Origin of the sequence: Margalitia sp. FSL K6-0131 (assembly GCF_038008735.1) — a bacterium.
GTDB lineage: Bacteria > Bacillota > Bacilli > Bacillales > Bacillaceae_C > Margalitia > Margalitia shackletonii.
The window spans coordinates 3506392-3531555 of sequence record NZ_JBBOZS010000001.1 but is presented as its reverse complement, the minus strand read 5'-3'; the positions used below and the strand labels follow the sequence as shown (position 1 = coordinate 3531555).

General features: G+C 35.2%; 30 protein-coding genes. 24 read left to right on the top strand and 6 right to left on the bottom strand.

The window, feature by feature from the left end; all coding sequences use genetic code 11:
- Positions 1 to 2: 2 nt before the first annotated feature.
- From ctaF to NSQ59_RS17295, 4 genes are all read left to right on the top strand, one after another.
- Positions 3 to 335 (top strand): cytochrome c oxidase subunit IVB, encoded by a 333-nt coding sequence (gene ctaF / locus NSQ59_RS17310; RefSeq protein WP_055740537.1) that lies wholly within the window; start codon positions 3 to 5, stop codon positions 333 to 335.
- Positions 336 to 480: 145 nt separating this feature from the next.
- A complete protein-coding gene (gene ctaG, locus NSQ59_RS17305; protein WP_055740536.1) occupies positions 481 to 1392 on the top strand; it encodes a cytochrome c oxidase assembly factor CtaG in 912 nt (303 codons plus the stop codon).
- Positions 1393 to 1461: 69 nt separating this feature from the next.
- Positions 1462 to 1923, top strand: coding sequence for a DUF420 domain-containing protein (locus NSQ59_RS17300; protein WP_055740535.1), 462 nt, complete (start codon positions 1462 to 1464; stop codon positions 1921 to 1923).
- A gap of 140 nt (positions 1924 to 2063) precedes the next feature.
- Positions 2064 to 3521 (top strand): IS1182 family transposase, encoded by a 1458-nt coding sequence (locus tag NSQ59_RS17295; RefSeq protein WP_340830316.1) that lies wholly within the window; start codon positions 2064 to 2066, stop codon positions 3519 to 3521.
- 145 nt (positions 3522 to 3666) lie between these two features.
- Here NSQ59_RS17295 and NSQ59_RS17290 read toward each other — a convergent pair whose 3' ends face one another.
- The gene (locus NSQ59_RS17290; protein ID WP_055740534.1) at positions 3667 to 4026 is read right to left on the bottom strand and encodes a YugN family protein; all 360 of its coding nucleotides are present in this window, start codon (positions 4024 to 4026) and stop codon (positions 3667 to 3669) included.
- A gap of 212 nt (positions 4027 to 4238) precedes the next feature.
- Here NSQ59_RS17290 and NSQ59_RS17285 point away from each other — a divergent pair, with 212 nt between their 5' ends.
- Together NSQ59_RS17285 and NSQ59_RS17280 are read left to right on the top strand one after the other, a co-directional pair.
- Positions 4239 to 4673, top strand: a complete 435-nt coding sequence (locus NSQ59_RS17285) for a CBS domain-containing protein (protein ID WP_055740533.1) — start codon at positions 4239 to 4241, stop codon at positions 4671 to 4673.
- Between the two features lie 166 nt (positions 4674 to 4839).
- On the top strand, positions 4840 to 5910 hold the full coding sequence (locus NSQ59_RS17280) for a CAP domain-containing protein (protein WP_437177118.1): 1071 nt from the start codon (positions 4840 to 4842) through the stop codon (positions 5908 to 5910).
- A 176-nt stretch (positions 5911 to 6086) separates the two neighbouring features.
- On the opposite strand, the gene NSQ59_RS17275 is transcribed toward NSQ59_RS17280, so the two are convergent.
- Positions 6087 to 6572 (bottom strand): PaaI family thioesterase, encoded by a 486-nt coding sequence (locus NSQ59_RS17275; protein ID WP_055740532.1) that lies wholly within the window; start codon positions 6570 to 6572, stop codon positions 6087 to 6089.
- Between the two features lie 140 nt (positions 6573 to 6712).
- Between NSQ59_RS17275 and NSQ59_RS17270 the strand changes: the two genes are divergently transcribed.
- The 5 genes from NSQ59_RS17270 to NSQ59_RS17250 all read left to right on the top strand — a co-directional run bounded on the left by NSQ59_RS17270 (position 6713) and on the right by NSQ59_RS17250 (position 9148).
- Complete coding sequence (locus tag NSQ59_RS17270) at positions 6713 to 7144, top strand: YlbD family protein (protein ID WP_055740531.1); 432 nt, start codon at positions 6713 to 6715, stop codon at positions 7142 to 7144.
- Between the two features lie 15 nt (positions 7145 to 7159).
- On the top strand, positions 7160 to 7399 hold the full coding sequence (locus tag NSQ59_RS17265) for a YlbE-like family protein (RefSeq protein WP_055740530.1): 240 nt from the start codon (positions 7160 to 7162) through the stop codon (positions 7397 to 7399).
- 225 nt (positions 7400 to 7624) lie between these two features.
- A complete protein-coding gene (locus NSQ59_RS17260; protein ID WP_055740529.1) occupies positions 7625 to 8011 on the top strand; it encodes a hypothetical protein in 387 nt (128 codons plus the stop codon).
- Between the two features lie 153 nt (positions 8012 to 8164).
- Complete coding sequence (locus NSQ59_RS17255; RefSeq protein WP_055740528.1) at positions 8165 to 8611, top strand: YlbF family regulator; 447 nt, start codon at positions 8165 to 8167, stop codon at positions 8609 to 8611.
- Between the two features lie 261 nt (positions 8612 to 8872).
- Complete coding sequence (locus tag NSQ59_RS17250) at positions 8873 to 9148, top strand: YlbG family protein (protein WP_055740527.1); 276 nt, start codon at positions 8873 to 8875, stop codon at positions 9146 to 9148.
- A gap of 31 nt (positions 9149 to 9179) precedes the next feature.
- Here NSQ59_RS17250 and NSQ59_RS17245 read toward each other — a convergent pair whose 3' ends face one another.
- On the bottom strand, positions 9180 to 9569 hold the full coding sequence (locus NSQ59_RS17245) for a DUF7147 family protein (protein ID WP_055740526.1): 390 nt from the start codon (positions 9567 to 9569) through the stop codon (positions 9180 to 9182).
- Positions 9570 to 9691: 122 nt separating this feature from the next.
- Here NSQ59_RS17245 and NSQ59_RS17240 point away from each other — a divergent pair, with 122 nt between their 5' ends.
- The 3 genes from NSQ59_RS17240 (at position 9692) to coaD (ending at position 12515) form a co-directional block, all read left to right on the top strand.
- Complete coding sequence (locus tag NSQ59_RS17240; protein ID WP_055740525.1) at positions 9692 to 11110, top strand: hypothetical protein; 1419 nt, start codon at positions 9692 to 9694, stop codon at positions 11108 to 11110.
- A 344-nt stretch (positions 11111 to 11454) separates the two neighbouring features.
- On the top strand, positions 11455 to 12030 hold the full coding sequence (rsmD, locus tag NSQ59_RS17235; protein ID WP_055740524.1) for a 16S rRNA (guanine(966)-N(2))-methyltransferase RsmD: 576 nt from the start codon (positions 11455 to 11457) through the stop codon (positions 12028 to 12030).
- Positions 12027 to 12515 carry a pantetheine-phosphate adenylyltransferase gene (coaD, locus tag NSQ59_RS17230; RefSeq protein ID WP_055740523.1) on the top strand — a complete coding sequence of 163 codons (489 nt, stop codon included), beginning with the start codon at positions 12027 to 12029 and terminating at the stop codon, positions 12513 to 12515. Before rsmD ends, coaD begins: the two co-directional genes overlap by 4 nt.
- A 26-nt stretch (positions 12516 to 12541) precedes the next feature.
- Here coaD and ylbJ read toward each other — a convergent pair whose 3' ends face one another.
- Positions 12542 to 13756, bottom strand: coding sequence for a sporulation integral membrane protein YlbJ (ylbJ, locus tag NSQ59_RS17225; RefSeq protein WP_055740522.1), 1215 nt, complete (start codon positions 13754 to 13756; stop codon positions 12542 to 12544).
- A gap of 345 nt (positions 13757 to 14101) precedes the next feature.
- On the opposite strand from ylbJ, the gene NSQ59_RS17220 reads away from it, so the two are divergent.
- Positions 14102 to 14887: a patatin-like phospholipase family protein gene (locus NSQ59_RS17220; protein WP_055740521.1), complete on the top strand. Its 786-nt coding sequence runs from the start codon at positions 14102 to 14104 to the stop codon at positions 14885 to 14887.
- Between the two features lies 1 nt (position 14888).
- On the top strand, positions 14889 to 15941 hold the full coding sequence (locus NSQ59_RS17215; protein ID WP_280513064.1) for a SepM family pheromone-processing serine protease: 1053 nt from the start codon (positions 14889 to 14891) through the stop codon (positions 15939 to 15941).
- 20 nt (positions 15942 to 15961) lie between these two features.
- On the opposite strand, the gene NSQ59_RS17210 is transcribed toward NSQ59_RS17215, so the two are convergent.
- A complete protein-coding gene (locus NSQ59_RS17210; RefSeq protein ID WP_055740520.1) occupies positions 15962 to 17170 on the bottom strand; it encodes a nucleotidyltransferase in 1209 nt (402 codons plus the stop codon).
- Between the two features lie 484 nt (positions 17171 to 17654).
- Here NSQ59_RS17210 and NSQ59_RS17205 point away from each other — a divergent pair, with 484 nt between their 5' ends.
- The 3 genes from NSQ59_RS17205 (at position 17655) to NSQ59_RS17195 (ending at position 19557) form a co-directional block, all read left to right on the top strand.
- Positions 17655 to 18197, top strand: coding sequence for a YceD family protein (locus NSQ59_RS17205; RefSeq protein WP_055740519.1), 543 nt, complete (start codon positions 17655 to 17657; stop codon positions 18195 to 18197).
- A gap of 65 nt (positions 18198 to 18262) precedes the next feature.
- A complete protein-coding gene (gene rpmF / locus NSQ59_RS17200) occupies positions 18263 to 18436 on the top strand; it encodes a 50S ribosomal protein L32 (protein ID WP_055740518.1) in 174 nt (57 codons plus the stop codon).
- 581 nt (positions 18437 to 19017) lie between these two features.
- Positions 19018 to 19557 (top strand): RsfA family transcriptional regulator, encoded by a 540-nt coding sequence (locus tag NSQ59_RS17195; RefSeq protein ID WP_055740517.1) that lies wholly within the window; start codon positions 19018 to 19020, stop codon positions 19555 to 19557.
- A gap of 41 nt (positions 19558 to 19598) precedes the next feature.
- Here NSQ59_RS17195 and NSQ59_RS17190 read toward each other — a convergent pair whose 3' ends face one another.
- A complete protein-coding gene (locus NSQ59_RS17190) occupies positions 19599 to 20093 on the bottom strand; it encodes an N-acetyltransferase (protein ID WP_055740516.1) in 495 nt (164 codons plus the stop codon).
- Positions 20094 to 20355: 262 nt separating this feature from the next.
- Between NSQ59_RS17190 and NSQ59_RS17185 the strand changes: the two genes are divergently transcribed.
- The 5 genes from NSQ59_RS17185 to NSQ59_RS17165 all read left to right on the top strand — a co-directional run bounded on the left by NSQ59_RS17185 (position 20356) and on the right by NSQ59_RS17165 (position 25109).
- Entirely contained in the window at positions 20356 to 21699 is a 1344-nt protein-coding gene (locus NSQ59_RS17185; RefSeq protein WP_055740515.1) for an acetyl-CoA carboxylase biotin carboxylase subunit, read from the top strand.
- An 18-nt stretch (positions 21700 to 21717) separates the two neighbouring features.
- The gene (locus NSQ59_RS17180) at positions 21718 to 21930 is read left to right on the top strand and encodes an acetyl-CoA carboxylase biotin carboxyl carrier protein subunit (RefSeq protein ID WP_055740514.1); all 213 of its coding nucleotides are present in this window, start codon (positions 21718 to 21720) and stop codon (positions 21928 to 21930) included.
- Between the two features lie 28 nt (positions 21931 to 21958).
- Positions 21959 to 23494 (top strand): acyl-CoA carboxylase subunit beta, encoded by a 1536-nt coding sequence (locus tag NSQ59_RS17175; RefSeq protein WP_152982391.1) that lies wholly within the window; start codon positions 21959 to 21961, stop codon positions 23492 to 23494.
- Between the two features lie 324 nt (positions 23495 to 23818).
- Positions 23819 to 24712: a 2-dehydropantoate 2-reductase gene (locus NSQ59_RS17170; RefSeq protein ID WP_055740512.1), complete on the top strand. Its 894-nt coding sequence runs from the start codon at positions 23819 to 23821 to the stop codon at positions 24710 to 24712.
- A gap of 1 nt (position 24713) precedes the next feature.
- The gene (locus tag NSQ59_RS17165) at positions 24714 to 25109 is read left to right on the top strand and encodes a DUF3397 domain-containing protein (RefSeq protein WP_055740511.1); all 396 of its coding nucleotides are present in this window, start codon (positions 24714 to 24716) and stop codon (positions 25107 to 25109) included.
- Positions 25110 to 25164: the final 55 nt, after the last annotated feature.

Below are 25164 nucleotides of genomic sequence, written 5' to 3'. Positions count from 1 at the left end.
ATATGACGAATGAACAAGTAAAAACTGGTAACCCTCGAGTTGATTATGACTATCGTCGAAGAAAAAGTGCGGAGGAAATGAAATATCAAGTAGTTTCCTTTGCGTTAATGATTTTCTTAACATTAATCGCATTTGGAGCAGTTTACGCTGATTTTTCAAAGTGGTTTACGATTCCAATTATCTTATTACTTGCAATTGTGCAGGTAATCTTTCAACTGTATTATTTCATGCATATGAGTCATAAAGGCCATGAAGCTCCACAATTGTTTCTATTTTCAGGAGTTTTAGTTGCCTTCCTTACCATCCTAACTTTCAGTACGATTATTTGGTGGTAAGACAGAAATCCAGACTGCGGTCTGGATTTTTTGCATTAATGGAAATGTAATCAATCTGTCAATAACTAAAGTCAACACACGTTGAAGTCTCCATCCAACAAAAGTATAATGAAAGTTGAGCATTTAACTAAGTGAGGTGAGGATAATGGGAGCAATTAGTATTTTTGGTTTTCGAGCGCTGTGGAGTCCATTCTTTTTATTAACCATATTATTTATAACCGTATTGTATTTTCTAATTACAACTGTTTGGAGAAAACATTTTAAAAATAGTGAACCATTAAAGGTTAAACAAGCTACATACTTTATATTATCAATGGTTCTGTTATATGCGGTTAAGGGATCGCCGATTGATTTAATGGGCCATATTATGTTTTCTATGCACATGATTCAAATGTCGTTTCTAGTAATGATAATTGCACCATTGTTTATATTAGGCATCCCAAATTGGCTGTGGCTTTCTATTTTAGGGCTACCTGTTGTTAAACAAATATTTCGTTTTTTTACGAAGCCGGTCATTTCCGTCATCTTATTTAATGTATTCTTTTCCTTATATCACTTGCCATTTGTGTTTGATACAATTAAGAAAAGTGAGATTGAACATGGATTATATACTTTATTCTTGTTTATTTTAGCAGTATTTTTATGGTGGCCGATGATTAATAAGGTACCAGGACAAAATCAATTATCCGGTGTAAAAAAGGTTGCATATTTAATTACCAGTGCTATTCTCTTAACACCTGCTTGCGGTATTATCATATTTGCGGGTCATCCAATTTATCAAACCTATTCTGATAGCACCAGCTGGCTACAAGCAATGTCTTTATGTGTTCCTATGGATACATTGGCTAATTTAAATTTAAGCGGTCCAGAGCTTTTTTCACCACTTCCTGTATTAGAAGATCAGCAGTTGGGCGGAGTTATTATGAAAATCGTTCAAGAAATTGCGGATATTGTTATTCTTGGAAAAATCCTGTTTGAGTGGTTTAGAAAGGATCAGGAAGAAGCAGAGAAATTTACTGAAATGATGCTAGCAAATAAACCAGAACCAGTGAAGTAATTTATAGAAGACGCATGTTTCTTCTATATACATAATTTTGCTGAAAATAATTTTTGAGAGGACGAAATAATGTCATTACCTATTTTGCCAACTATAAGCACTTCTTGTATCGTTATTAGTGCAGTTTTTGTCGCTATTGGCTGGTCATTTATTAAGAAAAGAAAAACCCAGCAGCATATTAAAATGATGATAACGGCAGCAATATTTGCTCTTGTATTCTTCATTATTTATGCAACTAGAACGATATTTATCGGAAATACTTCTTTTGGTGGACCTGAAAACATTAAGATTTATTATACCATCTTTCTCATTTTCCACATTACTTTAGCAACGGTGGGGGCAGTTTTAGGTGTCATTTCTTTATGGTCAGGTTATAAAAAGAAATATCAATTTCATCGTAAATTAGGACCTTTTACAAGTAATGTTTGGTTCTTCACTGCCATTACTGGCGTCGTAGTTTATATGCTTTTATATGTCTTTTACCACGGAGGAGAAACCACCTCTATGATTAAAGCGATACTTGGAACTTAAAAAAACAGTTCAGGAAAATCCGAGGGCACTGAAAAAGTCCCCCTAATTAATGGAGAAAGGTATAATACCTCATAATCTGAGGGAATTATACCTTTTTTTGCTGTATAATTATAAGTATCAATTTCAAGTGGGTGGGTACTATGATACAAAATCAACAATCCATGATTCTAAGTCCTTATATGGGTATTTATGATTTAGTTGTTCCAAAGGATAATATGTTACGTAGACTAAATGACTTGGTCGATTTTTCTTTTGTTTATGATGAACTTAAGGAAAAATATTGCCATAATAATGGTCGAAACGCTATCGACCCTATTCGTATGTTCAAATATTTATTATTAAAGACCATCTATGACTTATCTGATGTTGACGTTGTCGAACGTTCAAAATACGACATGTCCTTTAAATATTTTCTTCATATGGCCCCGGAAGAGCCAGTAATGGAGCCAAGTTCTTTAACGAAGTTTCGAAAACTTCGTTTAAAAGATATAAACCTATTAGACATGCTTATTAATAAATCTGTAGAAATTGCCATCGAGAAAGAAATCATCAAAAGTAAATCCATTATCGTGGATGCCACCCATACAAAAGCTCGCTACAATCAGAAATCACCTAGAGAAATCCTAATGGATCGCTCTAAAAAGCTAAGAAAAGCTATTTATTCCATCGACGAAACGATGAAAGATAAATTTCCCGTTAAAAATACAACGGACGTCTTAGAAAATGAAATCGACTATTGTCAAAAACTCATGGATGTAATTGAAAAAGAGGACACCCTAACCCAGTATCCAAAGGTGAAAGAGCAGTTAAACCTTTTAAAAGAAACCGTTACCGACGATATTGAACACTTACAGATTTCCGAAGATAAAGATGCAAAAGTAGGTCATAAAACCGCTGATTCATCCTTTTTTGGTTATAAAACACACATTGCCATGTGCGAAGAAAGAATTATAACCTCCGCAACCGTTACGACTGGAGAAAAGAATGATGGAAAGCAATTAGAAACACTGATTGAAAAAAGTATCAAAGCTGGAATGAAAGTTGAAACGGTTATTGGTGATACAGCCTATTCAGAAAAAGGTAATATCGAATACACAAAAGAAAAGGAAATAAAATTAGTAGCCAAGTTAAACCCTTCTGTAACACAAGGTTTTCGAAAAAAAGAAGATGAATTTGAATTCAATAAAGATGCAGGGATGTATGTTTGTAAAGCTGGACATATGGCTATAAGGAAAGCGCGAGGAGGAAAAAAAGGAGTCGCTACTAATCAAGTGGACACATACTTCTTTGACATTGAAAAGTGTAAACGATGCCCTTTCAAAGAAGGGTGTTATAAAGAAGGGGCGAAAAGTAAGACTTACTCTGTAAGTATCAAATCAAATGATCATACCGAACAAGCAAAATTCCAAGAAAGTGATTATTTTAAGGAAAAATCAAAAGAACGATATAAAATAGAAGCTAAAAATAGCGAATTAAAACACAGACACGGGTACGATGTTGCGGAATCCTCGGGTCTAATTGGCATGGAATTACAAGGTGCCGTGACTATATTTACTGTGAATCTAAAAAGAATACTAAAACTAATGGATGCAAAATAATGGGGCAAAGACCCCTAAAATAATCAAAAAAGACGACACAACATTCGCTTTTTGAATGTTCATGTCGTCTTTTTCTATATTACAATTTAATTCTTTTGAAAAAATGAAGGATTTTCAGTGCCCTCGGAAAATCCTGAACTGTTTTTTATTCTGCAAATGCTTCCACTTCTTTTTTAATGTTTGCAAGGAGTTTCTCACATTGATTCACTAAATGTGTTGGATAGACTTCATCCTCACCATATTCTACTCCATGTGGGTAATAATATTTTCCTAAAATCGGCACCATCAATTGAATTACTGCATCAAAAGTATCGACATCTCCTTCGACAGCATAACCTTGCACTCGAAGATAATAAAGACCTTCTTTTACTTGAAATTTGCGATCATAGGAAACTCGTTCATAATCCCATTGCCCTGCACGTACCATTCCATGTCTTTCCATTACATCATCTAAGCGATTTAAGTCGATTTTAAATGTCTCAAGATTTGTATTTTCGAATCTCATTTTTTTACCTCCTAATAACAGTAAAGCATTTTCAATTATTAAAATGCGCAATTAGTCTCATGTTTAATAATAGTCCAAAATTTACTAACTTGCAATGTATACATTGTGAATTATACGACAATAGATGCGAACGAATAAACTCCAAGGGGTAGGATAAGTTATAACTGTTGGAAATCGCCAACTCTTTGATAGACAATAAGGAGGATTTTTACATGACACAGGTACGGGATATTATGACGAAAGAAGTGGAGACATGTTCACTCTTAGATACGATTCATGAGGTGGCATTAAAAATGAAAGAAGAAAATGTGGGTGCCATTCCCATTATCGATAATGAACGTCTAGTGGGCATGATTACAGATCGCGATATCGTTCTTCGCTGTGTAGCTGAAAGACAACCGTTTTCATCAAAGGTAGAAGAAGTAATGAGTACCAATTTATTTACCATTACGCCTGATACTACGACACAAGAAGCTGCGAGAATGATGGCACAGCATCAAATTCGACGACTGCCAGTGGTAGAAAAAAGTAAATTGGTTGGTATAGTTGCATTAGGCGATTTTGCTGTTCGCGATTTAACGGACCACCAAGCAGGAGAAGCACTATCTCAAATATCCGAAACCACAGAAGACCAATTAAACCATTAAATGGATGTACAAAGTGAACCTCTCATAAAATTGAGAGGTTTCTTACATTATCTTTACATAACTATTGTAATCTCCTTTTCATTAAATGCTATAATGAAGGTAAGGAATGAAATATTATAAGAATTTTTAATATAGATTAAATTCATCATGGAAGGAGGAACGAATGCTGCGTACTTTTATAAAAGTATTAATTGTTTTAGCAATTATTTTTATTATTAGTTTATATTTTCATTTACGTCCGGATAATGACAGCACAATTTTGAATGGTGATAATAGTTCACATCAACCAAAGAAGGATCCGGATAATCTGATTACAAAGCAGGAAACAGGGAAAAGCTACAAACGACCAGTAAAAGGAATTTCTACATTTATTGGTAAGAAGACAAACATCCTTATAAAAACGTATGGGAGACCTTCGAGAATAGACTCTTCGGCATATGATTACGACTGGTGGATTTATAATCATAATGACAAAAAGTATTTTCAGGCAGGGGTAGAGAACGGCAAGGTAGTTACTATTTTTGCAATTGGGAATGATTTAGGGATCCAACCATTTAGAATAGGGGAAAAGGTCGAGGACATTTATAAATCTATCTTATTAAATACTGAAATCCTTGTTAATTATAATAAAGGCTATTATCGTTTTGAATTATCCGAAGAGGATTTAAATATCCGTCCATTAATTAAATTGGGAGATATCTTTGCACAGCTTTCGTTAGATAAATTCACAGGTACATTATCAAGTATCAGGTTTATGAATAAGGAAACACTTATTAAACAAAGACCGTATGAAATGGTTTATCGGGGGGAGCTTATTAAGCCAAAAGAGCCGGATGATGCACAATGGAACGTTATTGAAAAAGGCAGTGAACAACAAATTTTTGACTTAACAAACATTATTCGTGAGAGATTTAAACTAAATAAGCTCGAATGGGACAGCAATGTAGCTCAAGTAGCATACCAACATAGTGAGGATATGTTCAAAGAACAATATTTTTCGCATGAATCCCCTAAATATGGAGATCTGGCAAAAAGATTGGAAACAGCACATGTTTTTTATCAATTAGCAGGAGAAAATATTGCAGCACAATATCTGGATGGACCGGCTGCCGTCGAAGGATGGTTAAACTCTGAAGGTCACAGGAAATCCTTACTTGAAAAAGGATTTACACATCTTGGTGTAGGGGTTTATCAGAAATACTATACTCAAAACTTCATTGAGAAAAGCTGGAAATAAATATGAATCCGAGCATTATGCTCGGATTTTCCATTTCAAAAGAAAAGAAAGTTTATTGCCATATTTATTAAACATGTTTAACCTATGTCCAGCGCATTCTTCGTCCTCGACGTGTTTCTTTCTCTCGCCTATGACTACTAATTGCGAACGCCAGAATTGCGGTCTTTTCGCATTTCTTATTTTTTAATAATAAAAAAAGTTGCAGTGCAATGGGCAATTTTTTTTCCGTTTTCACAATATGCAGAGCCTTCCATTACTAATGTTTTTGTTCCTTTATGAATAACCTTAGCAATTGTCTCCATTCTTTCTCCTTTTCCAGGTGCAATAAAGTGAATCGTTAAGTTCGATGTAACAGCCCCGTACCCATCAGGGAGTAAGGTATTAGCCAATGTCCCCATCACTGTATCCAAAACAGTTGTGGTTATACCGCCGTGGACTATACCAAGGGAATTTTCGGTCAAAGAATTGATTGGGATTGTTATTTTATATTCATTATCAGCTGGAGACTTCTCCATATTTAAGATGGCAGCAATATAGGAATCATTCCATTTTTGCTTTTTTCTTTGTACTCCTAATAAAAGCTGATGAATAACTTTTAGTTCATCTTCTGTAGCAACTTCCATACATTGATCAAATAGTTCCTGTATTTTTTGTTTTTCCATTTTGCTAATCCCTCTTGTTCATTAGTTTCAACTCTTCCAATAATAGCAAAAAAAGCCTTGTATGAAAACTTTTTCACCTTTTCTATGTGTTTATCATATTTTAGTATTATAACGTGCGTATGGTTTAGAGGTGAAAATATATGGCTTCAAAAAAACTTCACCCTTCAGTAGAAAAATTTAAGTCGTTTGTAAAAGAACATCCAGGGCTTATTAAGGAAGTTAGAAAGGGTGAACATACTTGGCAGGAATTATTTGAGGATTGGTATTTATTAGGGGAAGATGACCCTCGCTGGGAAACACACCAAAGTGAAAATTCCGAAGAATCAAATTCTAAAACAAAAACAAACAAAAAAAAGACTTCTAATACGGAAAAAGGCTGGATGAGCCAAATAGGCAATGTATTGCAAAAAATGGACCCGGATCAAATGGATCATCATATTCATAATATAAGTCAAGCCATTGCTGCTATTCAAGGGGTTTTAGCACAGTTTCAAGGTACATCTTCGGGTGGAGCACAAAATCAAAATACAACATCTGAAGTAAAAAATCCATTTTCATTCAGAAAAGATTAAAAATGGAGGGTTATTATGCGTTTAGAAATAATGGAATATATTCATTCTAATAATGAATTAAAACAATTTATTCGCGAACAGCCTATTTGGTATCGCAGACTAAGCAGACATCCAGAAGAATTGGAACGTTTTGAAATCACATCTTTGCACTATTTTAAAAGAACCATTCCTCATCGTATGGAAAAATTCACGAATGGAGTCCAAATGGCCTCTATGATGATGAACATGGTTCAAGCAATGTATACTCAAAGTTAAAAAGCACATTTTAATAAATGTGTTTTTTGTTGTAAGGAATAAACATAATTTTACCCAGGGGATAATTTAAACATCAACTCGTGAACTACCTAAGCATGGTTTCCTTTATCTCAGTCGAAAGCTCCGAAATCCGTAAACCGATTTGCAATGCGCTTTTGCATTTGTTCAAAAATATTGAGTAAAATTCCTTGATTTGATGAATGATAAAATCAAGGAGTGATGAAGATGAAAAAAATGATAGTCATCGTATTATCTTTGATTATATTAAGCGGCTGCAGACAAAACATACCGAAACCCGAGACGATAAATGTTAAAGCTTCTGAAGGAAATATAGTGAGTCAAGAGAAAAAGGAGGCTACCATACGACATTTTGTAAGGGGAAATGATTTATTTGTGGAATGCTTTGTTCCATATGTGTCATTTTCTGGATTGAAAAAAGGTCAACCTGCTAAAATCAAAGTTTATGTTGACGGTGAGTTTAAGGGGGATTATAACACCGCGGCATTTATTTTAAAGGACTTAAATAGCGGTATTCATTATGTAAGAGTAGATATAGTGAAACCAAATAATAAAAGTTTGGGGCTAAGTAAGAATTTCTATATTACTATTTAATTTGTTAGTTTTATAAGTGACTACTGTTAATTTATAGCTTATCTCCTATGTTTACACTTGTTCAGGAAGGGATGAAATGCGAGAGTCAGATATATTTAATAAAATTCGCTTGCCTGATAAAAACATGGTAAAATGATGTTGGAGGTGAGCATTTTGCTTGCAACTATCGAACGATTAGAAGTAATTTCAGAAGCGGAAAGCTTAGCAAAAATGATTTTACAATCAGAAGTCGCTTTAAAATATAGAAAATCATATTTTATGCTGAAAAACGATCCTGAGACGCAAAGAAAAATTAGTGCGTTTGTTCGAATGAAGGATTTATTTGAGGATGTACAAAGGTTTGGAAGATATCATCCGGACTATAAGAATATAAATCAAAAAACTCGTGAAGCGAAAAGGGAAATGGATTTAGATGAAAATGTGGCACGATTTCGCCAAGCGGAAAATGAGCTTCAGCAAATGTTAGATGAAATTAGTGTGATTGTTGGTAAATCCGTTTCGGAGCATATTAAAGTGCCTACCGGAAATCCATTCTTTGATTCTGGATCGGCATGCTCTGGTGGCTGTGGATCTGGTGGAAGCTGCGGGTGTTCAGCGTAGTCATGTGTCTGGAGATGGAAAAGGATTCAATTATGAAATAAATAGATTATATATAGGGATACTTAGGTATTCCTATTTTCTTTATGATAAAGGAATTTATAAGTTTTGTATCACAAAATTTATTGCAAAAATTTGGTCTTTGCCTAGCTCCAACTCCTAATGGATGAGCAAGCGCTTGAACTTTTCTTTATACTTTGAAATTTGCGCGTCTTTGAAATTTTATGGTAAACTTATGTGAATGAAAATAAGGGGATTTAAGATATGCATTCAGATAGACAAGGGTTAATTATATGGTTAAATAATTTAAAGCATGCCAAGTCACTAAGGAGATTCGGCAACATTCATTTCATTTCTAAAAAAATGAAATATGTCGTTTTATATTGCGATCGTGCTGAGATTGAAATGCTGGAGGAAAAGCTTGCTTCTTTTGGTTTTGTCCGTAAGGTGGAGCAATCGTACAAACCATTTTTAAAAACAGAATTCGAGAACTCAAAGCCGGATAAGGCAAAAGAATACGATTATAAAATCGGTATATAAACAACAGGTGAATTGCATCACCTGTTGTTTTTCATTGAAGCGGTTTAATAAAATGATTCATTCTTAGAATTCCAATTAAATACTGATAATATAATTCTTTTTCGGCGAAAAGAGTAGATGGTTTTACATCTAATTGAATGATTTTTTTATTTAATTGTTCTGCTGCCTCCTGATATAAATCATATCTCTTATTTCCCATAATGTTCGGATTTGGGATTCCTTCTCGACAAATATATAATGCTTGAAAATCCCCAGGATCAGTTGGCTGAAGAATGACCACTAATGAAGTAACTTCCTTGCCATTAATCGTCGTATTAAGCGCCAATAGATGTGCTAAACGGTGCTCATTACTCTTGGCCAATTCTATTAATTCATATATATCAGAATATCCTTCCCCAAGTTCAATAAAACGTTGTATCATGTATTTCCCACACTTTCTTATACTTTTCTTTGTAATACGTATAGCGAATAAGTTTACTATTAATGTATCATTGAAATATAAAAAAGAGAAGAAACAATTTATGAAAAAAACGAGGTAAGAAAATGCGGAAAAAAAGCAGCTGGAAATTAGCTGTTATTATCTTAACAGTCATAATAACTAGCGTAATATTTTTTCAGTGGAGAAGTTATTCATCGGGACAAAACAAAGAACAATCGAAAAAAGTAGATGCGGATTTTTCTATTAAACATCAAAATAATCAACTTACAATTCAACAAACTTTTCACCATTTAGCTCCTCAAACTTATGAGGTGGCTTTCCCAGTAAAAATAAATAATTTTAAGTGTACCACAGGTTCTGGAGAAAATTGTGAATGGGTAAATTCAAATAAATCTAAGCTGAAAATGAATAGCAATACTGTGACATTTACATATAAGCTAAATGTAGAACAAAATAGCAACTTCCTTGTGTTAAACAATTGGTTTATACATTTCAAAAAGTTAAAAATGGATAAAATTAAAATACAATTATCGGATAGCGAGTTTCAAAACGGAACCTGGATTTCGGGCGGGAAAAACATTGCATTTAAACATCTTGATTTTATTGATTATTATGTTTTTGCAGGTGCAGGAAAAGTTCCTACACTAATCTGGACGAATCACAAACTTTTAAAAATGCGAGTAAATGATTGGCTTACGGTATACCATGATAAGTCCGTTAACATTCCGGTTTTTCACTTTGACAAAATATATCGATTAAAAAACCATCAGCAAATATCAGTATATTTCACAAATGATAAACCAACTAGACAATTTGGTTCTCTTATCATGTTAAATCGTAAGGATGTTTCCAAACTAGAACCGATGATTGTACAATCGTATATAAATAATGAATTTCCAGATACTGAAAAATGGCTTAGGGATATTATTGCATCCTCGATCCTGAGAAAACCGTTGGGGAGCAAAAAAACTCAAAAAATGTATGGGGAGCTTGCACAAGCTTTAAAAGACAATGAACTTGATAAATGGATGAATGAAGTAATCAATCTTAAGAAAGAAAAAATACAGGCTAACGATTTAGATTTTCTGTTACAAAAGATAATAGGGTTGCGAACTTATTTCTTTCAGGAGAATAATCATGAAACTGATCATATCCAACCTATACAATTTCTGGACCCACATGTAGTAAAAATAGATGGACAACCTATAAAAGATCTAAAAATTATCTTTCAAAATGAAAAAAGACTATACCCTCTAGAAAAAACGATACTTGCGCTTGGGTATACTATAAATTTCTCAAAAAATGGTTCCATTATTGAAGTGGAAAAACCTAATCAGCAATTTCAATTCATTAAGAATAGTCATATATTTTATTATAATAATGAAAAATACGGTGTACTTAAGGATCCGATAATGGAGCTCCATCATCAATACTATATGGAGGAAAATTGGTTAAAACAGCTATTTAATGTATCTATAGATATCCATGATAAAGAGATTGTGTTATCTAATGTACCGAATTAAAAAACCCTGCAGGAATCCTGCAGGGTCCTTCTATATCCTATGTAAAGGACAGAAGGCAAAGGGAGAGGAGAAACCGGAGGAAGAACTTATGGGGAAACGTAAGTCTTCTCCGCGGTTGGCAACAACATCTAAAATGATGTCGCTAATAAAAGTATGACCAATGGCGGTAAATTTATACATTAACTTATCCAGTCGTGTGCAACTAAAGCTTTGGGTATGTTAATCAAGGATGACAATGCATTTTAAAGCCATAATTGCCTATCCCATTTTTTGCTTTTCCATCTATACGCATTATGGTAGGATAGTAAGGAAAAAATATTAAAAAATATATTGTGGTGAATAAAATGAGGGTTATCTCAGGAAGCTGTAAAGGGAAAAGTTTAAAATCCGTCCCTGGCAACCAGACAAGACCGACAACAGACAAAGTAAAAGAAGCAATATTTAATATGATAGGTCCTTATTTTTCTGGCGGAATTGGGTTAGATTTATTTGCGGGTAGCGGTGGATTAGGGATAGAGGCAATGAGCAGAGGGCTGGACAAGGTCATTTTTGTCGACCGTGATATACAGGCCTTTCAAACAGTAAAATCAAATATTAAACTATGCGGTTTCGAGGAGCAAAGCGAAATTTTCAGGAACGATTCTGAGCGTGCGTTAAAGGCATTGATAAAGAGGCAAATATCGTTTGATGTTATTTTCTTGGATCCCCCATATAAGAAACAAAAGCTGGTTGATTTGCTACAAATGATCAGTGATGCTAAAATGCTGAGTGAAAACGGTTCCATCGTATGTGAACATAGTTCTGATTTAGAATTGCCAAATTCCATTGGAGATTTTATTTCAGTTAAAACAGCGAAATATGGGATTATTGGACTTTCTATATTTCAATTAGATACATATAAGGGAGAGGAATTAGAATGACAAGCATTGCAGTTTGTCCAGGCAGTTTTGACCCTATCACAAATGGGCATTTAGATATCATTAAGAGAGGAGCCAGGGTTTTTGATAAAGTTTATGTAGTTATCTTAAATAATTCATCCAAAAACCCGCTTTTTTCTGTGGAAGAAAGAAAACACTTAATACAAGAAGTGACAGAAAGTATTCCAAATGTCATTGTCGATTCATTTCAAGGCTTACTTGTGGACTATGCTTCAAGTGTCAAAGCAAATGCCATAATTCGTGGCTTAAGAGCCGTATCCGATTTTGAATATGAAATGCAGATTACCTCTATGAACAGAGTACTCAATGAGAAAATTGAAACCTTTTTCATCATGACCAATAATCAGTATTCATTCCTCAGTTCCAGTATTGTTAAGGAAGCAGCAAAATATAACGGCCGTATATCGGACTTAGTTCCAAAAGCGGTGGAGGATGCTCTGCATTTGAAATATCAATATCGCAAGTAAATGCTGCACATCGTGCAGCATTTCTTCTATTTATTGAAACTCCTTTTATAATACAGAATTATATACAATAACAGAGCACCTATCGTGATAAGCGGTCCATAATGTATTCCCCAACGATATATGCCCTCTAAATGATGATGTTTTAAGACGTTTAAAAATACTGGAAGATTTGTTTGCTTTTCCGGATGAAAGAACCTTAAATAGATTGGCTTCCAAATAAAATAAGTGATGGTTGCTGCAATAAATCCATGCATGATTCTCGCAATAAAAAATGGTTTAAATCGGATGTCTGTCTGAGCAAGTATACTTGCCACTTGTGCTTGAATACTAAAGCCGCTAAATCCAAGAATAAAGCTTGTAATGACTACTTGCTGTAAAAGTGTTGAATGGACAACCTCACTTAATAATTTGCTTCCTAACGTAATTTCAAACAATCCGGCAATATATGGGATACTCAATGAAGTTGGGAAATGAATCGATAATAGTAGGTTTCCGATAATACTTGCCAAGAAAGATGTAATATGAAGATGAAATAATAGCCGATTTATTACCGAGAAAAGAATAATAAATCCGCCGATCATTAATAAAGTCTGAATAGAGGAATTAACGGCATCCCCTAACAGTTTGCCGATTGGCCGTTTATCTTCCATACGTGTTTTATGTAAGGCTCTTAAGGCATCCATTATTGGAATCTTTTTCTTTTCGTTTTTTACCTTTTCTTCACGAGAATACCCATAAAATCTCATAATTAATCCAACAATAATATTACCGGCATAATGAGCTATTGCAAAAATAATCCCTAAGTCTTTGTTGTGGAAAAAACCCACTGAAACTGCCACAAAAATAAACAATGGACTTGAATAATTTGTAAAGGAAACAAGTCTCTCTGCTTCGATCTGGGATAATTGTTTTTCCTGGCGAAGCCTTGCAGTGATTTTTGCACCTGCTGGGTTTCCCGAAGCCATTCCCATTGCAAGTGCGAATCCTCCGACTCCTGGTACCCGAAATAAAGGGCGCATTAATGGTTCAAGAATTACCCCAATAAAGTTGACTACTCCAAAGCCTATTAATAATTCGGAAATAACGAAAAAGGGAAAAAGGGAAGGAAATACAACTCCCCACCAAATATTCAATCCGTCAACCGATGCTTCAGATGTTACCTTCGGAAGAACAATCATGGATATAGCCATTAATGTTGCACTTGAAGCTAAAAAGACGGTTTTTAATCTTGACTTAAACAACCTTTGTCCCTCCCAAATAAATTTCTTATATTTCCATCTTTTATATAACACCGTTGCATTTTTAAAAGTATAAGTTTCTAGCTCAGCGCCTATCAGATAGCATATTTCACTGTCTCCTCCCTGCTAGTAGGAGCATCGACTCGTCCCTCGCCGTGTTTCCTAAATCAAATGTCGAAGACTATAAAATCCTTGCGCTTGTTGCTGAGGCGCTTCCGCTTTTCTTATTACTTGTCCCCATATAAATCAATATACTCATAGTTAAATATTTTAGACCATATTATATATTAAGTTCGAAATTCAATTTTTGAGTTTCAGCAGTTCTTCTACTTGAAAGGGGAATAAAAAATGGACAAACCGAAAATTGGTTTGGCATTAGGTTCGGGAGGAGCAAGGGGGTTTGCTCACTTAGGTGTTTTGAAAATTTTGGAGGAGAATAACATCCAGATTGATTATATAGCGGGGAGTAGTATGGGAGCACTCGTTGCCTCTTTTTATAGTATGGGGCATAATATCAATCATTTAATTAAACTTTCCCTTGCTTTTAAAAGAAAATTTTATATGGATTTTACTGTGCCAAAAATGGGCTTTATCAGTGGAAATCGGATAAAAGAATTCATCAAATTATTTACACACGGTAAAAATTTAGAGGATTTAAAGATTCCAGTAGCCGTTATTGCTACTGATCTTGTGAAAGGGGAAGAGGTAATTTTTATTAGTGGATCAATTGCAGATGCTGTCAGGGCAAGCATATCTATCCCTGGTATTTTTGTTCCTGTTAAAGAAAATGGAAAAATATTAGTAGATGGTGGAGTAATAGACCGTGTCCCTGTCTCTATTGTGAGGAAAATGGGCGCAGATATTGTTATTGGAGTTGATGTTACCTTCAGTAAAAAGGAAACGGAGATTACTAATATTTATGATGTGATAATGAAAAGTATTGATATATTACATATGGAGGCGATTAATAACAAGCAGCTGGGTTCCGACATATTAATCCAGCCGGATGTTTCCCAATATAGCTCCACAGCTTTTACAAATACAGGAGAAATTATTAAGATAGGGGAAGAGGAAACAACAAAGAAAATGCCAGAGATTATGAAAGTGTTGGAACAGTGGAAGGAGAGAAACTAAAGTGAGACGTAAGCTATGGTATCCAGTTACCTTGTTCATGGTTATCTTATTACTTGCTTTATCCTTTTTTCGGTTGCCATTTTATATCGAGAAACCAGGTATGGCACATGAACTAGACTCTATTGTACAGGTCCAGGGAGGTTATCCTGAAAAAGGAAAATTGATGTTAACCACTGTCCAATTAGGTAAAGCAAACATTTACAATTATCTTTTAGCAAAGGTAAAAAAATATGATGACATTGTTCCAGTCGATGAAGTAAAGGATCAGAATCAAACGGATGAAGAATATAATGTGTATCAACTGTATTTGATGGAAAGCTCCAAACATAATGCTATTCAAATTGCATATAAAAAGGCAAATAAACCGTATCACTTTGTATACAAGGGGGTATATGTTTTAGATGTTTACCCAAAAATGCCTGCCGCAAAAGTGTTCCAACCTGGAGATAGAATAGTTAAAGTAGACAATCATACCTTTTCATCCTCCGACCAGTTTATTCAATATATTGCAAAGAAACGCGTTGGAGATGTGGTTCAAGTTGGTTATGTTCGAAATAACGAAGAAAAAACGGGGAGAATTAGATTAGCTACCTTTAAGGCTAGTGGTGGAAAGGTAGGGATGGGCATCGGCTTAGTGGATGACAGAGAGCTAATATCAAAACCGAAAGTAACTCTCAAGACAGATAGTATTGGAGGTCCATCTGCTGGATTAATGTTTAGCTTGGAGATTTATAATCAATTAACGAAGCAGGATATTACAAGAGGATACAGCATTGCAGGTACTGGTACCATTGATCCTGACGGCAAAGTTGGGAGAATTGGCGGAATTGATAAAAAGGTAGTTGCGGCTGACAAGGAAAAAGCAGATATTTTCTTTGCTCCAGATGATGAAATAACCCCAGAAATGAAAAAAGCTATGCCAAATATAAAAACGAATTATCAAGAAGCATTACTCGCAGCTAAAGATATTGGAACAAAAATGAAAATTGTGCCGGTAAAATCTTTTGATGACGCCTTAACTTATCTGCAAAAGCTGCCGCAAAAAAACAGGTGAAAACGTGATCACCTGTTTTTTCATACCTGTATCGGTGGTTGAGAAAATTCCATTTTCAGAAGATGCTGCCTTGCAGGCTCTTTTAAGGCTAGGGCATAAACCTTGGATGCCTTGATATCTAATTGTAATGCCTCATTTTGGAAAGAAGAGAGCTTCGAAATAATAGGCAGGGATATATTTTTCTTATTTTCGTTTAAATAGATTCTTCCATTTTCGGTCATCCCAAGAAGGCGAATATATTCCGGATATTTACATTCATTTTTCATATCCGTCTTTTTGGTGTTCGTTAATATATGTACACACATCCTTTGAATTCTCGTCCATGTGTATCTTTTTGTTTTCACATTATTCATAAAATCATAGAAGCTTACTGATTTCTCGGCAGCTTTTAATAGCCGGTATTCGATCCCTTCTTCCACTTCATAAAATTCTGCAATTTCTTCATGTGTTAATGTAAGCAGCTTGAATTGTAAATATGGCCAGTACAGTTCCCATTGATGGAGGATTCCAAAAGTTTCTTGGTAATGGGAAATCTCGTTATAGGTTGCTGTAGGTATATATTGTTGAATCTTTGTTGTATCATTATCATCGAATATAGCTTTTCGAATAGCGGTAGCACTTGCAATCGTCGACGATGAAAACTCTTCATCATGGTAATTTGCGTTTTTTCTGGAAATAGTTAAGGCTTCCATCTTTGAATGTATATTGTTACGAGCTTTAACATATTGATATCCTAGTATATTGTTTGGTTTGGAAAGATCTAGATACTTCGCACCAAGTCCTAAGTCTTGGAAGCTTTTAGATAATGCAGAAGGGTAGCTATTTCCGGCTTGCATATATTTTTTTATATTGTCATTATACTGCTTTTTATTTATTTCTAAGATGTCAATAGTTCTTGAAAATGTATCAATCTCACCAGACTCACTTCCAAAACAAAAGCTTTGGCAGCCTAGGGCGTTTAAAAGATATACAGAGCCCAATGCAAAGATTTCCGCTTGTTGAACAGCAAACTTATAGGGAAGTTCAACAACCAGATCAATCCCTGATAGCAAAGCCATTTTTGTTCTTGCCCATTTGGAAACAATGGCAGGCTCTCCTCGCTGCAAAAAGTTTCCGCTCATTACCGCAATTACAATATCTGCATTTGAAGTTTCCTTCGATTGGGTAAAATGATATAAATGCCCGTTGTGAAATGGATTGTATTCAACGATAATTCCCGTGCTTTTCATAAATTCCTCCATGCTTATAGTGTAAAGATTGTTTTCTTATAGATGGTTAGTGTGAATGAAATATTGGTATATATTAAAGTTAATTTTATTTTATCATTAGTCTTGACAAAAACTTTAAATAATTTGCTTTTTATGGCATGTGTTTGCATTTTCTGCAAAACAGTATACAATACTATGGATAGATCTTACATAAAATTTCAAGTATGAACAAACGAATTATTTGAAGTTTTCCGTCTAGCTACAGCGCCTATCTGCTAGTGGATTTCTCTGTCTCTTACTTACGATAAGTCAATATCAGGTGAAAATGGTAGTTCAATTTTCAATAGCTCGTGAACTACCTCAGCACAGTTTCCTTTAGCTCGAGGTGAGTGACTAAGAAATCCATACGCCGATGGGCAAGGCGCTTTTGATTTTGTAAAGATAAAATATTGACAAAAGGTATGAGGAAAGCTATAATTACCTTTGTTGCCTTGGGGTGATTTACGTGAAATGGTCTACAATTCAGTTGCAAAAATATCGCGGCAAGAACATCGAATTAGATGAAATGATAGATGTTTCCGAGGATCTCATGAAAAGGGATCCACAGGTTCGTAACGCTTCTCCGATACATGTTACAGGTATTGCGAATGTTACATCTGAAAAAGTAACTTTTCAGCTTCATATAACGGGAACTCTGATCTTGCCTTGTTCAAGGACACTAAAAGATGTTCCATATCCAATCGATGTTGAATCTACTGAAGTTTTTTTACTGAAGCCTGAACAAACATTTGAAGATGATGAGGCTGAAGTTCACCAGCCTAGCGGTGAAATGATTGATTTGAAACCGATTATCACCGAATTACTTCTATTGGAAATTCCCATGCAAGTATTTAGTGAGGAAGCAAGTGATGATTCTAATCTTCCTTCCGGGAATGACTGGGAAGTAGTGATAGAAAACCAAGACAAACCTATTGAAGGCAAGGAACATGAGAAGATTGATCCTCGTCTTGCCGAATTAGCGAAATTCTTTGATAAAGAAGAATCTTGAAAAATGGAAGAACCAGCATTACTGGATCTTATATCAACAGTGATCTCTTTAAGGAGGTGGGAAGAATGGCTGTACCTTTTAGAAGAACATCCAAAACAGCAAAAAGAAAACGCCGTACACACTTTAAATTACAAGTACCTGGCATGGTTGAATGTCCAAGTTGTGGTGAAATGAAACTTGCTCACCGCGTATGTAAAGCGTGTGGAACATATAAAGGCAAGGATGTAGTAAACAACTAATTATTGTCATGTTTTTCGCTGAAAGTTATATCAGAATCTTTCAGTTGTAAAATATTACGAAAAAAAGGTGAAGAGACCATGGCTCTTCACCTTTTTTTTTGTTGCTTAGGAATTTATAACATTTCACATTGTGGATACCTCTTCGTTTTCTGCACCCATAGGATAAGCGGATTACTACTTCTCTTCCCTGCATCAGATGAAATTAGCACTTCAAATTTCACTCATTAGTTCGCCTTTGAGCAAGCGCCATGTACATTAGTTCATGACTAGTAAATTAGGATTGAAATGTTTGAAAATTTTATTCTTAAAATGTGAACTCAAGAATAGTCTATCTTTTCTATCAGTTGCATATTATGAATTAAGAAATCTTCCTATAGTAGTAGTATAATGCATGTCATTTTCAAGTTGCCTCTTAATGATTCAATGAATGTAGAAAATCCAAACCTACTTTGGGGAGTATATGTCATTAGCAATACTGTCTAATAAAGGAAATAGTAGGGGTTAAGTAATAGTGCCAATAAGTTGTTTTATTTCCTATTTGACAGTTAAAGCGATAATAAAAAAAGCTGGGAGGGGATTAGGTGTCTTCTACTCGACAGGATGCTTGGTCACATGATGAAGATTTATTATTAGCAGAGGTGGTCTTAAGACATATTCGTGAAGGAAGTACACAACTACAGGCGTTTGAAGAAGTTGGAAAGCAAATGAATCGCACCGCTGCGGCTTGTGGCTTTCGATGGAACTCATATGTCCGAAAACAATATAAATCCGGTATAGAATTAGCAAAGAAACAAAGAAAAGAAAGAAAGAGCAAATCAAGTGATCACCATGAAGAGCCAGCACAAATACCTCGCGTTGAAGTGGATAATACAAAATTGGATTTTGTGTCTAATTTAACGTTAAATGATGTAATTAAATATCTAGAAAATTTACAAGTATCTTATGATCAGGCTCAAAGGGATAAAGAAAGCTTAAGTAATGAGTTAAAGGAACTTCATAGTAAAATGGACCAATTGCAGCAAATGTATGAAGATCAGAAGAAAGAGTACAGTGAGTTGGAAAGGGATTACTCCTCTATGCTAGCAATTATGGAAAAGGCTAGACAGATGGCGCTCAAATAACGGTGAACAATGATGAGTCCCTACAAAAAACAAACAGCTGATTAGCTGTTTGTTTTTTGTAGGCTCACACCTTCAGGACACCATACTAAAGGATTTTGTCCTAAGTCTCTATTCATATCATAGTCTACAGTTTGGAAACCCATCTTTTCCCAAAATTCCTTTGATTTCATTCTCGAATTCGTCTTAATTGGAAGCCCGAAGCTTTTAGCAAAGTCAACAAGCGCTTTGCCAAAGCCTTTAAATTGATAGTTTGGCAATACTTCTAATTTCCATAATTCAAAATATGTTTGCTGTGGGTTAAAATAAAGATCATATTTTGCATCTTTTTGATAAAGACTCATGCGGGCAACAAGTTTGTCAGCAAAATAAATTCCATAGAATGGTGATTCCGAGTTATCTTCTATAATGTTTTCTTGGAGGTCTTCAAGCATAGATAATTCTTGGATACCATACTCTTTAAATTTTTTAAATTCTTCTAGTGTTTTATAGTTAACTTTTAATCTTTCTATTTTCACGGCTTCTTCCTCCTTTGTCATTAATGTTAAACGGCTGCAATTACAATGGTTAATCAGAAGAATAATGTAATGTTTGTATTTATGTATATTATATATTAATTATATACTAAAAGATGAAATTTTTCCGTTTTAAGTTTAGAAAGCGTTTGCAAAAAAGGAAGGAAAAAATAATTTTTTGTAGAAATTTATACATGTGATGTTATTTTGTTGGTTTTAAAACAAAATGAAAAGCACTTCATTCCGTTACAGAAGTACAATGAGATTTATTGAAAGGGGTTTTGCTATGAATAAGATTTTAATAGCAAATCGCGGAGAAATTGCATCTCGCATAATAAGAACTTGTAAGCAAATGGGGATTGAAACAGTAGCGATATATTCGGATGCGGATACTGACCTTCCATATGTGAAGGAAGCAGATAAGGCATTCTGTATTGGGGCGCCGCAGGTAAATAAATCCTACTTAAACATGGATTTAATTATCGATATCGCTTTAAAGGAAGGAGTTCAGGGAATACATCCCGGTTATGGATTACTATCCGAAAACAGTGTATTTGCACAAAAAGTAAGGGATAACGGAATAAAGTTTATTGGTCCAAACCCTAAGACAGTTGAAGAAATGGGCGATAAAATAAGTGCACGAAAAATAATGATTGCAGCGGGTGTTCCTGTTGTTCCAGGCAGTGTGAATGGATTGCAGAATATGGAGGAAGCTATAGCTTTTGCTGCTAGTATTGGTTATCCTGTTATGCTTAAAGCAAGCGGTGGTGGTGGCGGAATTGGAATGATTCGCTGTGAAAATGAGCAAGCGCTCAATCAACATTTCGAATCCACTAAAAATCGCGCAAAGGCTTACTTCGGATCAGATGGAGTATTTATCGAAAAATGCATCGACAACGCACGCCATATTGAGGTTCAAATCTTCGCGGATCAGCATGGCCAAGTAATTCACTTATTTGAACGAAACTGTTCCGTCCAGCGTAGAAATCAAAAGGTAATCGAAGAAGCAGGATCCCCTAAAGTTTCAAACGAAACAAAGGCAAAAATGTATGAAGCGGCGATAAAAGCAGCTAAGGCTGTTCATTATGAAAATGCGGGTACAGTAGAGTTTATTGTAGATGAGGAAGAAAACTTCTACTTTTTAGAAATGAATACACGCCTGCAAGTAGAGCACCCTGTAACGGAAATGGTTACAAACCTTGATTTAGTGAAGTGGCAAATTGACGTTGCACGTGGTGAAAAGCTTCCATTAACACAAAATGAAATAATGCATAACGGCCACGCAATCGAATTGAGAATTTATGCGGAAGATCCTAAAACATTTTATCCTTCACCTGGTACGATGACAACTCTTTTATGGGGAATTGAGGATGGAGTTAGAATTGACGGGGGATATGCCGAAGGATTAAAGATAACACCGTTTTATGATCCGATGATTGCTAAGTGTATTATCTATTCCGAAACAAGAGAAGATTGCATACAAAAAGCACAAAGGTTTTTACGGGAAACAAAAATTGAAGGCATTAAAACAAATATTCCTTTTATACAGGAAGTATTAAATAGTGAAGTGTTTCAAAATGGGTATTATTTTACTAACATCAGCGATAAATTAAAATCTATTAATCATTAAAAATTGGAGGAAAAAGACATGAAGGAAGTTTATGCATCAATGGCAGGTACAGTTTTAAATATATTTGTAAACAACGGTGATGATGTTACGGAAGGTCAAACAGTCATTATGCTGGAATCCATGAAAATGGAGATTCCGATGGATGCTGAAGTTGCTGGTAAAGTATCTGAGGTAAAGGTAAGCATTGGGGATTTTGTAAATGAAGGAGACGTATTACTAACATTAGAATAAGCATGATGGTTGAGGGGAGATGGAAACGATGACGAAAACTGCAGATTATTCATTGTCAGCATGGAAGGAAAAGATTAGTGCAGGCGGTCCTGAAAAATATCATGAAAAGTTAAAGAGCCAAAATAAGCTTTTTGTAAGGGATCGACTAGTAAGATTGTTTGATAATGGTGAATACGAAGAGGACGGTCTCTTTGCAAATTGCCAAGCGGAAGATTTACCAGCAGATGGGGTTGTAACAGCAATTGGGGCCATTAATGGTCAAACGGTATGTGTAATGGCAAATGATTCAACAGTAAAGGCAGGATCGTGGGGAGCCAGAACAGTTGAGAAAATCATTCGTATTCAAGAAACAGCAGAAAAGTTAAAAGTCCCGCTATTGTACTTAGTTGATTCCGCTGGTGCGCGCATTACCGATCAATTAGAAATGTTTCCGAACCGACGAGGTGCAGGGAGAATTTTTTACAATCAAGTAAAATTATCCGGAATGATACCTCAAATATGTTTATTGTTCGGACCTTCCGCCGCGGGTGGTGCCTACATTCCAGCATTTTGCGACATTGTCATTATGGTAGATAAAAATGCATCGATGTATCTAGGATCTCCGAGGATGGCGGAAAAGGTTATTGGGGAAAAGGTATCACTGGAGGAGATGGGCGGTGCGAGAATGCATTGTTCTGTCAGTGGTTGTGGAGATATGCTGGTACAATCAGAAGAGGAAGCAATTGATGCAGCACGCAAGTACTTAGGATACTTTCCTAAGAATTATACTGTGAAGCCAGGTTTGGTGGAAGCCGTCCAGCCTAAGACTGGCAGAAGTGTAGAAGAAATTATTCCGAAACACCAAAATGCTCCGTTTGATATGTATGAATGCATCGATTCACTGATTGATGAAGGTAGCTTTTTCGAAATTAAAAAGTTATTCGCACCAGAGCTAATTACAGGGTTAGCACGAATCGGTGGAAGAGCGGTAGGGATCATTGCAAATCAGCCTAAAGTGAAGGGCGGGGTTCTTTTTGTAGATTCTGCGGATAAAGCGGCTAAGTTTATCCAGCTGTGTGATGCCTTCCATATACCTCTGTTGTTTTTAGCGGATGTTCCGGGATTTATGATTGGTACAAAGGTGGAAAGAGCGGGGATTATTCGCCACGGTGCGAAATTAATTGCAGCAATGAGCTCTGCAACCGTTCCGAAAATTTCCGTTATTGTTCGGAAAGCATATGGTGCAGGACTTTACGCTATGGCTGGTCCGGCATTTGAACCAGATTGCTGTATTGCCTTGCCGACTGCACAAATAGCTGTTATGGGACCAGAGGCTGCTGTTAATGCAGTCTACTCTAATAAAATTCAGGCAATCGAAGACCCTAAAGAGAGAATAGCTTATGTTCAAGAAAAGCAGAAGGAATATCAGGAAACGATTGATATTTATAAGCTTGCCTCTGAATTGATTGTTGATGAAATTGTTGCTCCGAATGATTTGAGAAAAGTATTGATTAATCGATTCCATCTCTATGAAACAAAAGAATTAACCTTTAGTACACGTAAACACCCGGTATATCCTGTGTAATGTAAGCATGGAAATTAAAAGACCAAGTCTATGATTTGGTCTTTTGTTTGTCTTTAACGGACACTGGTTCCGCTATGTGTGACAAAATGAGTTAATTACTGAGTTTGGCGGACAGAGGGTCCCTTATTTGGTAAAAAACAGTGATTTCGTGGTGTTTTTTCCTAAATAACGGATCCTCTGTCTGGCTTACCCTTCAATGAAAGCTATTTTTTGAAAATAACGGATTCAGTGTCCGATAATTTTTTATACTTGCATTTCTTTTTTTCACACTATTATTATAATTTGTTACAATAGTATAAAAATGTAGTAAATTGAGGGATTTGAATGAAAATTGCGATTATCGGTGCGGGATCCATTGGACTTTTATTTGGCGGATATTTAGGGAAGAAAAATACGATTACGATGATGGTTAGAAATAAGGAGCAATCATATCATCTTGCAACAGAAGGAATTACTGTTGTCAAAGAAGATGTAAACTTCACAACTGCTGTAAATACACATGTACTTGGGGATACCTTAGGCGACATGGATTTAGTCATTGTAGCCGTCAAACAATATCATCTTTCCGGTATCAAACCGATTTTGAATAGCTTAAAACGCAATATTCCATTATTATTTTTGCAAAATGGAATGGGACATATTGAAATGTTGCAAGAACTGAATAGCGAAACGATATTAGTAGGATCGGTAGAGCATGGCGCTTTAAAAATAAATGAAAATACAGTTAAGCATAATGGAATTGGACAAACCAATTTTGCCTTATTTAGAGGGGAATATTCAAATGCAGAATCGCTAGTTTCTGAGGAAATACCGTCTTTTCCGTTTTCCTATCATCTTCATTGGGAGGAAGTGTTGGTTAAAAAGCTGATGATTAATGCGATTATTAATCCTTTAACAGCCGTTCTAAAAGTACAAAATGGACAGCTTATAACAAACTCCTACTTTTATACTTTATTAAAAGAATATTTCTATGAGCTACATTCCGTTTTTTCTTTTATGGACAAGCAATTAGTTTTCAATGAAATAATGAAAGTTTGCCGAAATACTAGTGAAAATAAGTCTTCCATGCTAAATGATATTCTACATAATCGACAAACCGAAATTGATGCCATTCTAGGCTATATCATAGGTAGGGCAAAATCAGAAAAAATCCAAGTGCCAATTACACGTACATTGTTTCAAATGGTGAAGGGAATGGAAGGAGGAAGCGGAGAATAGAATGGGAGTATTTCTTTCATGGGTTGCCGGAGTATTGATAATGATTCCTTTTATTGCCTATTTACTCGTTTTTTTTGTTGTAAAGCTTATAACAAATAACCATAAGAAAGCTGTTTCCTTCGCTATTGATATTACCACTTTTTTTCTTATATTATCGGTCAATGAACTTGTGCTTGTTATCTGGTCTTACTCCTTTTTGTGGGTAATCGTTCTGCTTTTGCTGCTTATAGCAATCGGCTTTGTATTTCTATATCGTTATATGCGAAATGAAATTATTTACTCGAAGGTTTTCAAAGGATTTTGGCGCTTTAATTTTCTGTTATTTTTTGCTGCTTATCTGATTCTGATGATTTATGGTTTAACACGAAGTGTGCTTGAATCAGTTGCCATGAATTAAAATGAAAATATTTTAAGCAATTTTTTTCTCTTTCCTGCATAATAATGCTATACTC

Excerpts from the sequence above, each read along its gene's own strand:
- ctaF (WP_055740537.1), top strand. The coding sequence starts at position 3 with ATGACGAATGAACAAGTAAAAACTGGTAACCCTCGAGTTGATTATGAC.
- ctaG (WP_055740536.1), top strand. The coding sequence starts at position 481 with ATGGGAGCAATTAGTATTTTTGGTTTTCGAGCGCTGTGGAGTCCATTC.
- NSQ59_RS17300 (WP_055740535.1), top strand. The coding sequence starts at position 1,462 with ATGTCATTACCTATTTTGCCAACTATAAGCACTTCTTGTATCGTTATT.
- NSQ59_RS17295 (WP_340830316.1), top strand. The coding sequence starts at position 2,064 with ATGATACAAAATCAACAATCCATGATTCTAAGTCCTTATATGGGTATT.
- NSQ59_RS17290 (WP_055740534.1), bottom strand. The coding sequence starts at position 4,026 with ATGAGATTCGAAAATACAAATCTTGAGACATTTAAAATCGACTTAAAT.
- NSQ59_RS17285 (WP_055740533.1), top strand. The coding sequence starts at position 4,239 with ATGACACAGGTACGGGATATTATGACGAAAGAAGTGGAGACATGTTCA.
- NSQ59_RS17275 (WP_055740532.1), bottom strand. The coding sequence starts at position 6,572 with ATGGAAAAACAAAAAATACAGGAACTATTTGATCAATGTATGGAAGTT.
- NSQ59_RS17270 (WP_055740531.1), top strand. The coding sequence starts at position 6,713 with ATGGCTTCAAAAAAACTTCACCCTTCAGTAGAAAAATTTAAGTCGTTT.
- NSQ59_RS17265 (WP_055740530.1), top strand. The coding sequence starts at position 7,160 with ATGCGTTTAGAAATAATGGAATATATTCATTCTAATAATGAATTAAAA.
- NSQ59_RS17260 (WP_055740529.1), top strand. The coding sequence starts at position 7,625 with ATGAAAAAAATGATAGTCATCGTATTATCTTTGATTATATTAAGCGGC.
- NSQ59_RS17250 (WP_055740527.1), top strand. The coding sequence starts at position 8,873 with ATGCATTCAGATAGACAAGGGTTAATTATATGGTTAAATAATTTAAAG.
- NSQ59_RS17245 (WP_055740526.1), bottom strand. The coding sequence starts at position 9,569 with ATGATACAACGTTTTATTGAACTTGGGGAAGGATATTCTGATATATAT.
- NSQ59_RS17240 (WP_055740525.1), top strand. The coding sequence starts at position 9,692 with ATGCGGAAAAAAAGCAGCTGGAAATTAGCTGTTATTATCTTAACAGTC.
- rsmD (WP_055740524.1), top strand. The coding sequence starts at position 11,455 with ATGAGGGTTATCTCAGGAAGCTGTAAAGGGAAAAGTTTAAAATCCGTC.
- coaD (WP_055740523.1), top strand. The coding sequence starts at position 12,027 with ATGACAAGCATTGCAGTTTGTCCAGGCAGTTTTGACCCTATCACAAAT.
- NSQ59_RS17220 (WP_055740521.1), top strand. The coding sequence starts at position 14,102 with ATGGACAAACCGAAAATTGGTTTGGCATTAGGTTCGGGAGGAGCAAGG.
- NSQ59_RS17210 (WP_055740520.1), bottom strand. The coding sequence starts at position 17,170 with ATGAAAAGCACGGGAATTATCGTTGAATACAATCCATTTCACAACGGG.
- rpmF (WP_055740518.1), top strand. The coding sequence starts at position 18,263 with ATGGCTGTACCTTTTAGAAGAACATCCAAAACAGCAAAAAGAAAACGC.
- NSQ59_RS17190 (WP_055740516.1), bottom strand. The coding sequence starts at position 20,093 with ATGACAAAGGAGGAAGAAGCCGTGAAAATAGAAAGATTAAAAGTTAAC.
- NSQ59_RS17185 (WP_055740515.1), top strand. The coding sequence starts at position 20,356 with ATGAATAAGATTTTAATAGCAAATCGCGGAGAAATTGCATCTCGCATA.
- NSQ59_RS17180 (WP_055740514.1), top strand. The coding sequence starts at position 21,718 with ATGAAGGAAGTTTATGCATCAATGGCAGGTACAGTTTTAAATATATTT.
- NSQ59_RS17175 (WP_152982391.1), top strand. The coding sequence starts at position 21,959 with ATGACGAAAACTGCAGATTATTCATTGTCAGCATGGAAGGAAAAGATT.
- NSQ59_RS17170 (WP_055740512.1), top strand. The coding sequence starts at position 23,819 with ATGAAAATTGCGATTATCGGTGCGGGATCCATTGGACTTTTATTTGGC.
- NSQ59_RS17165 (WP_055740511.1), top strand. The coding sequence starts at position 24,714 with ATGGGAGTATTTCTTTCATGGGTTGCCGGAGTATTGATAATGATTCCT.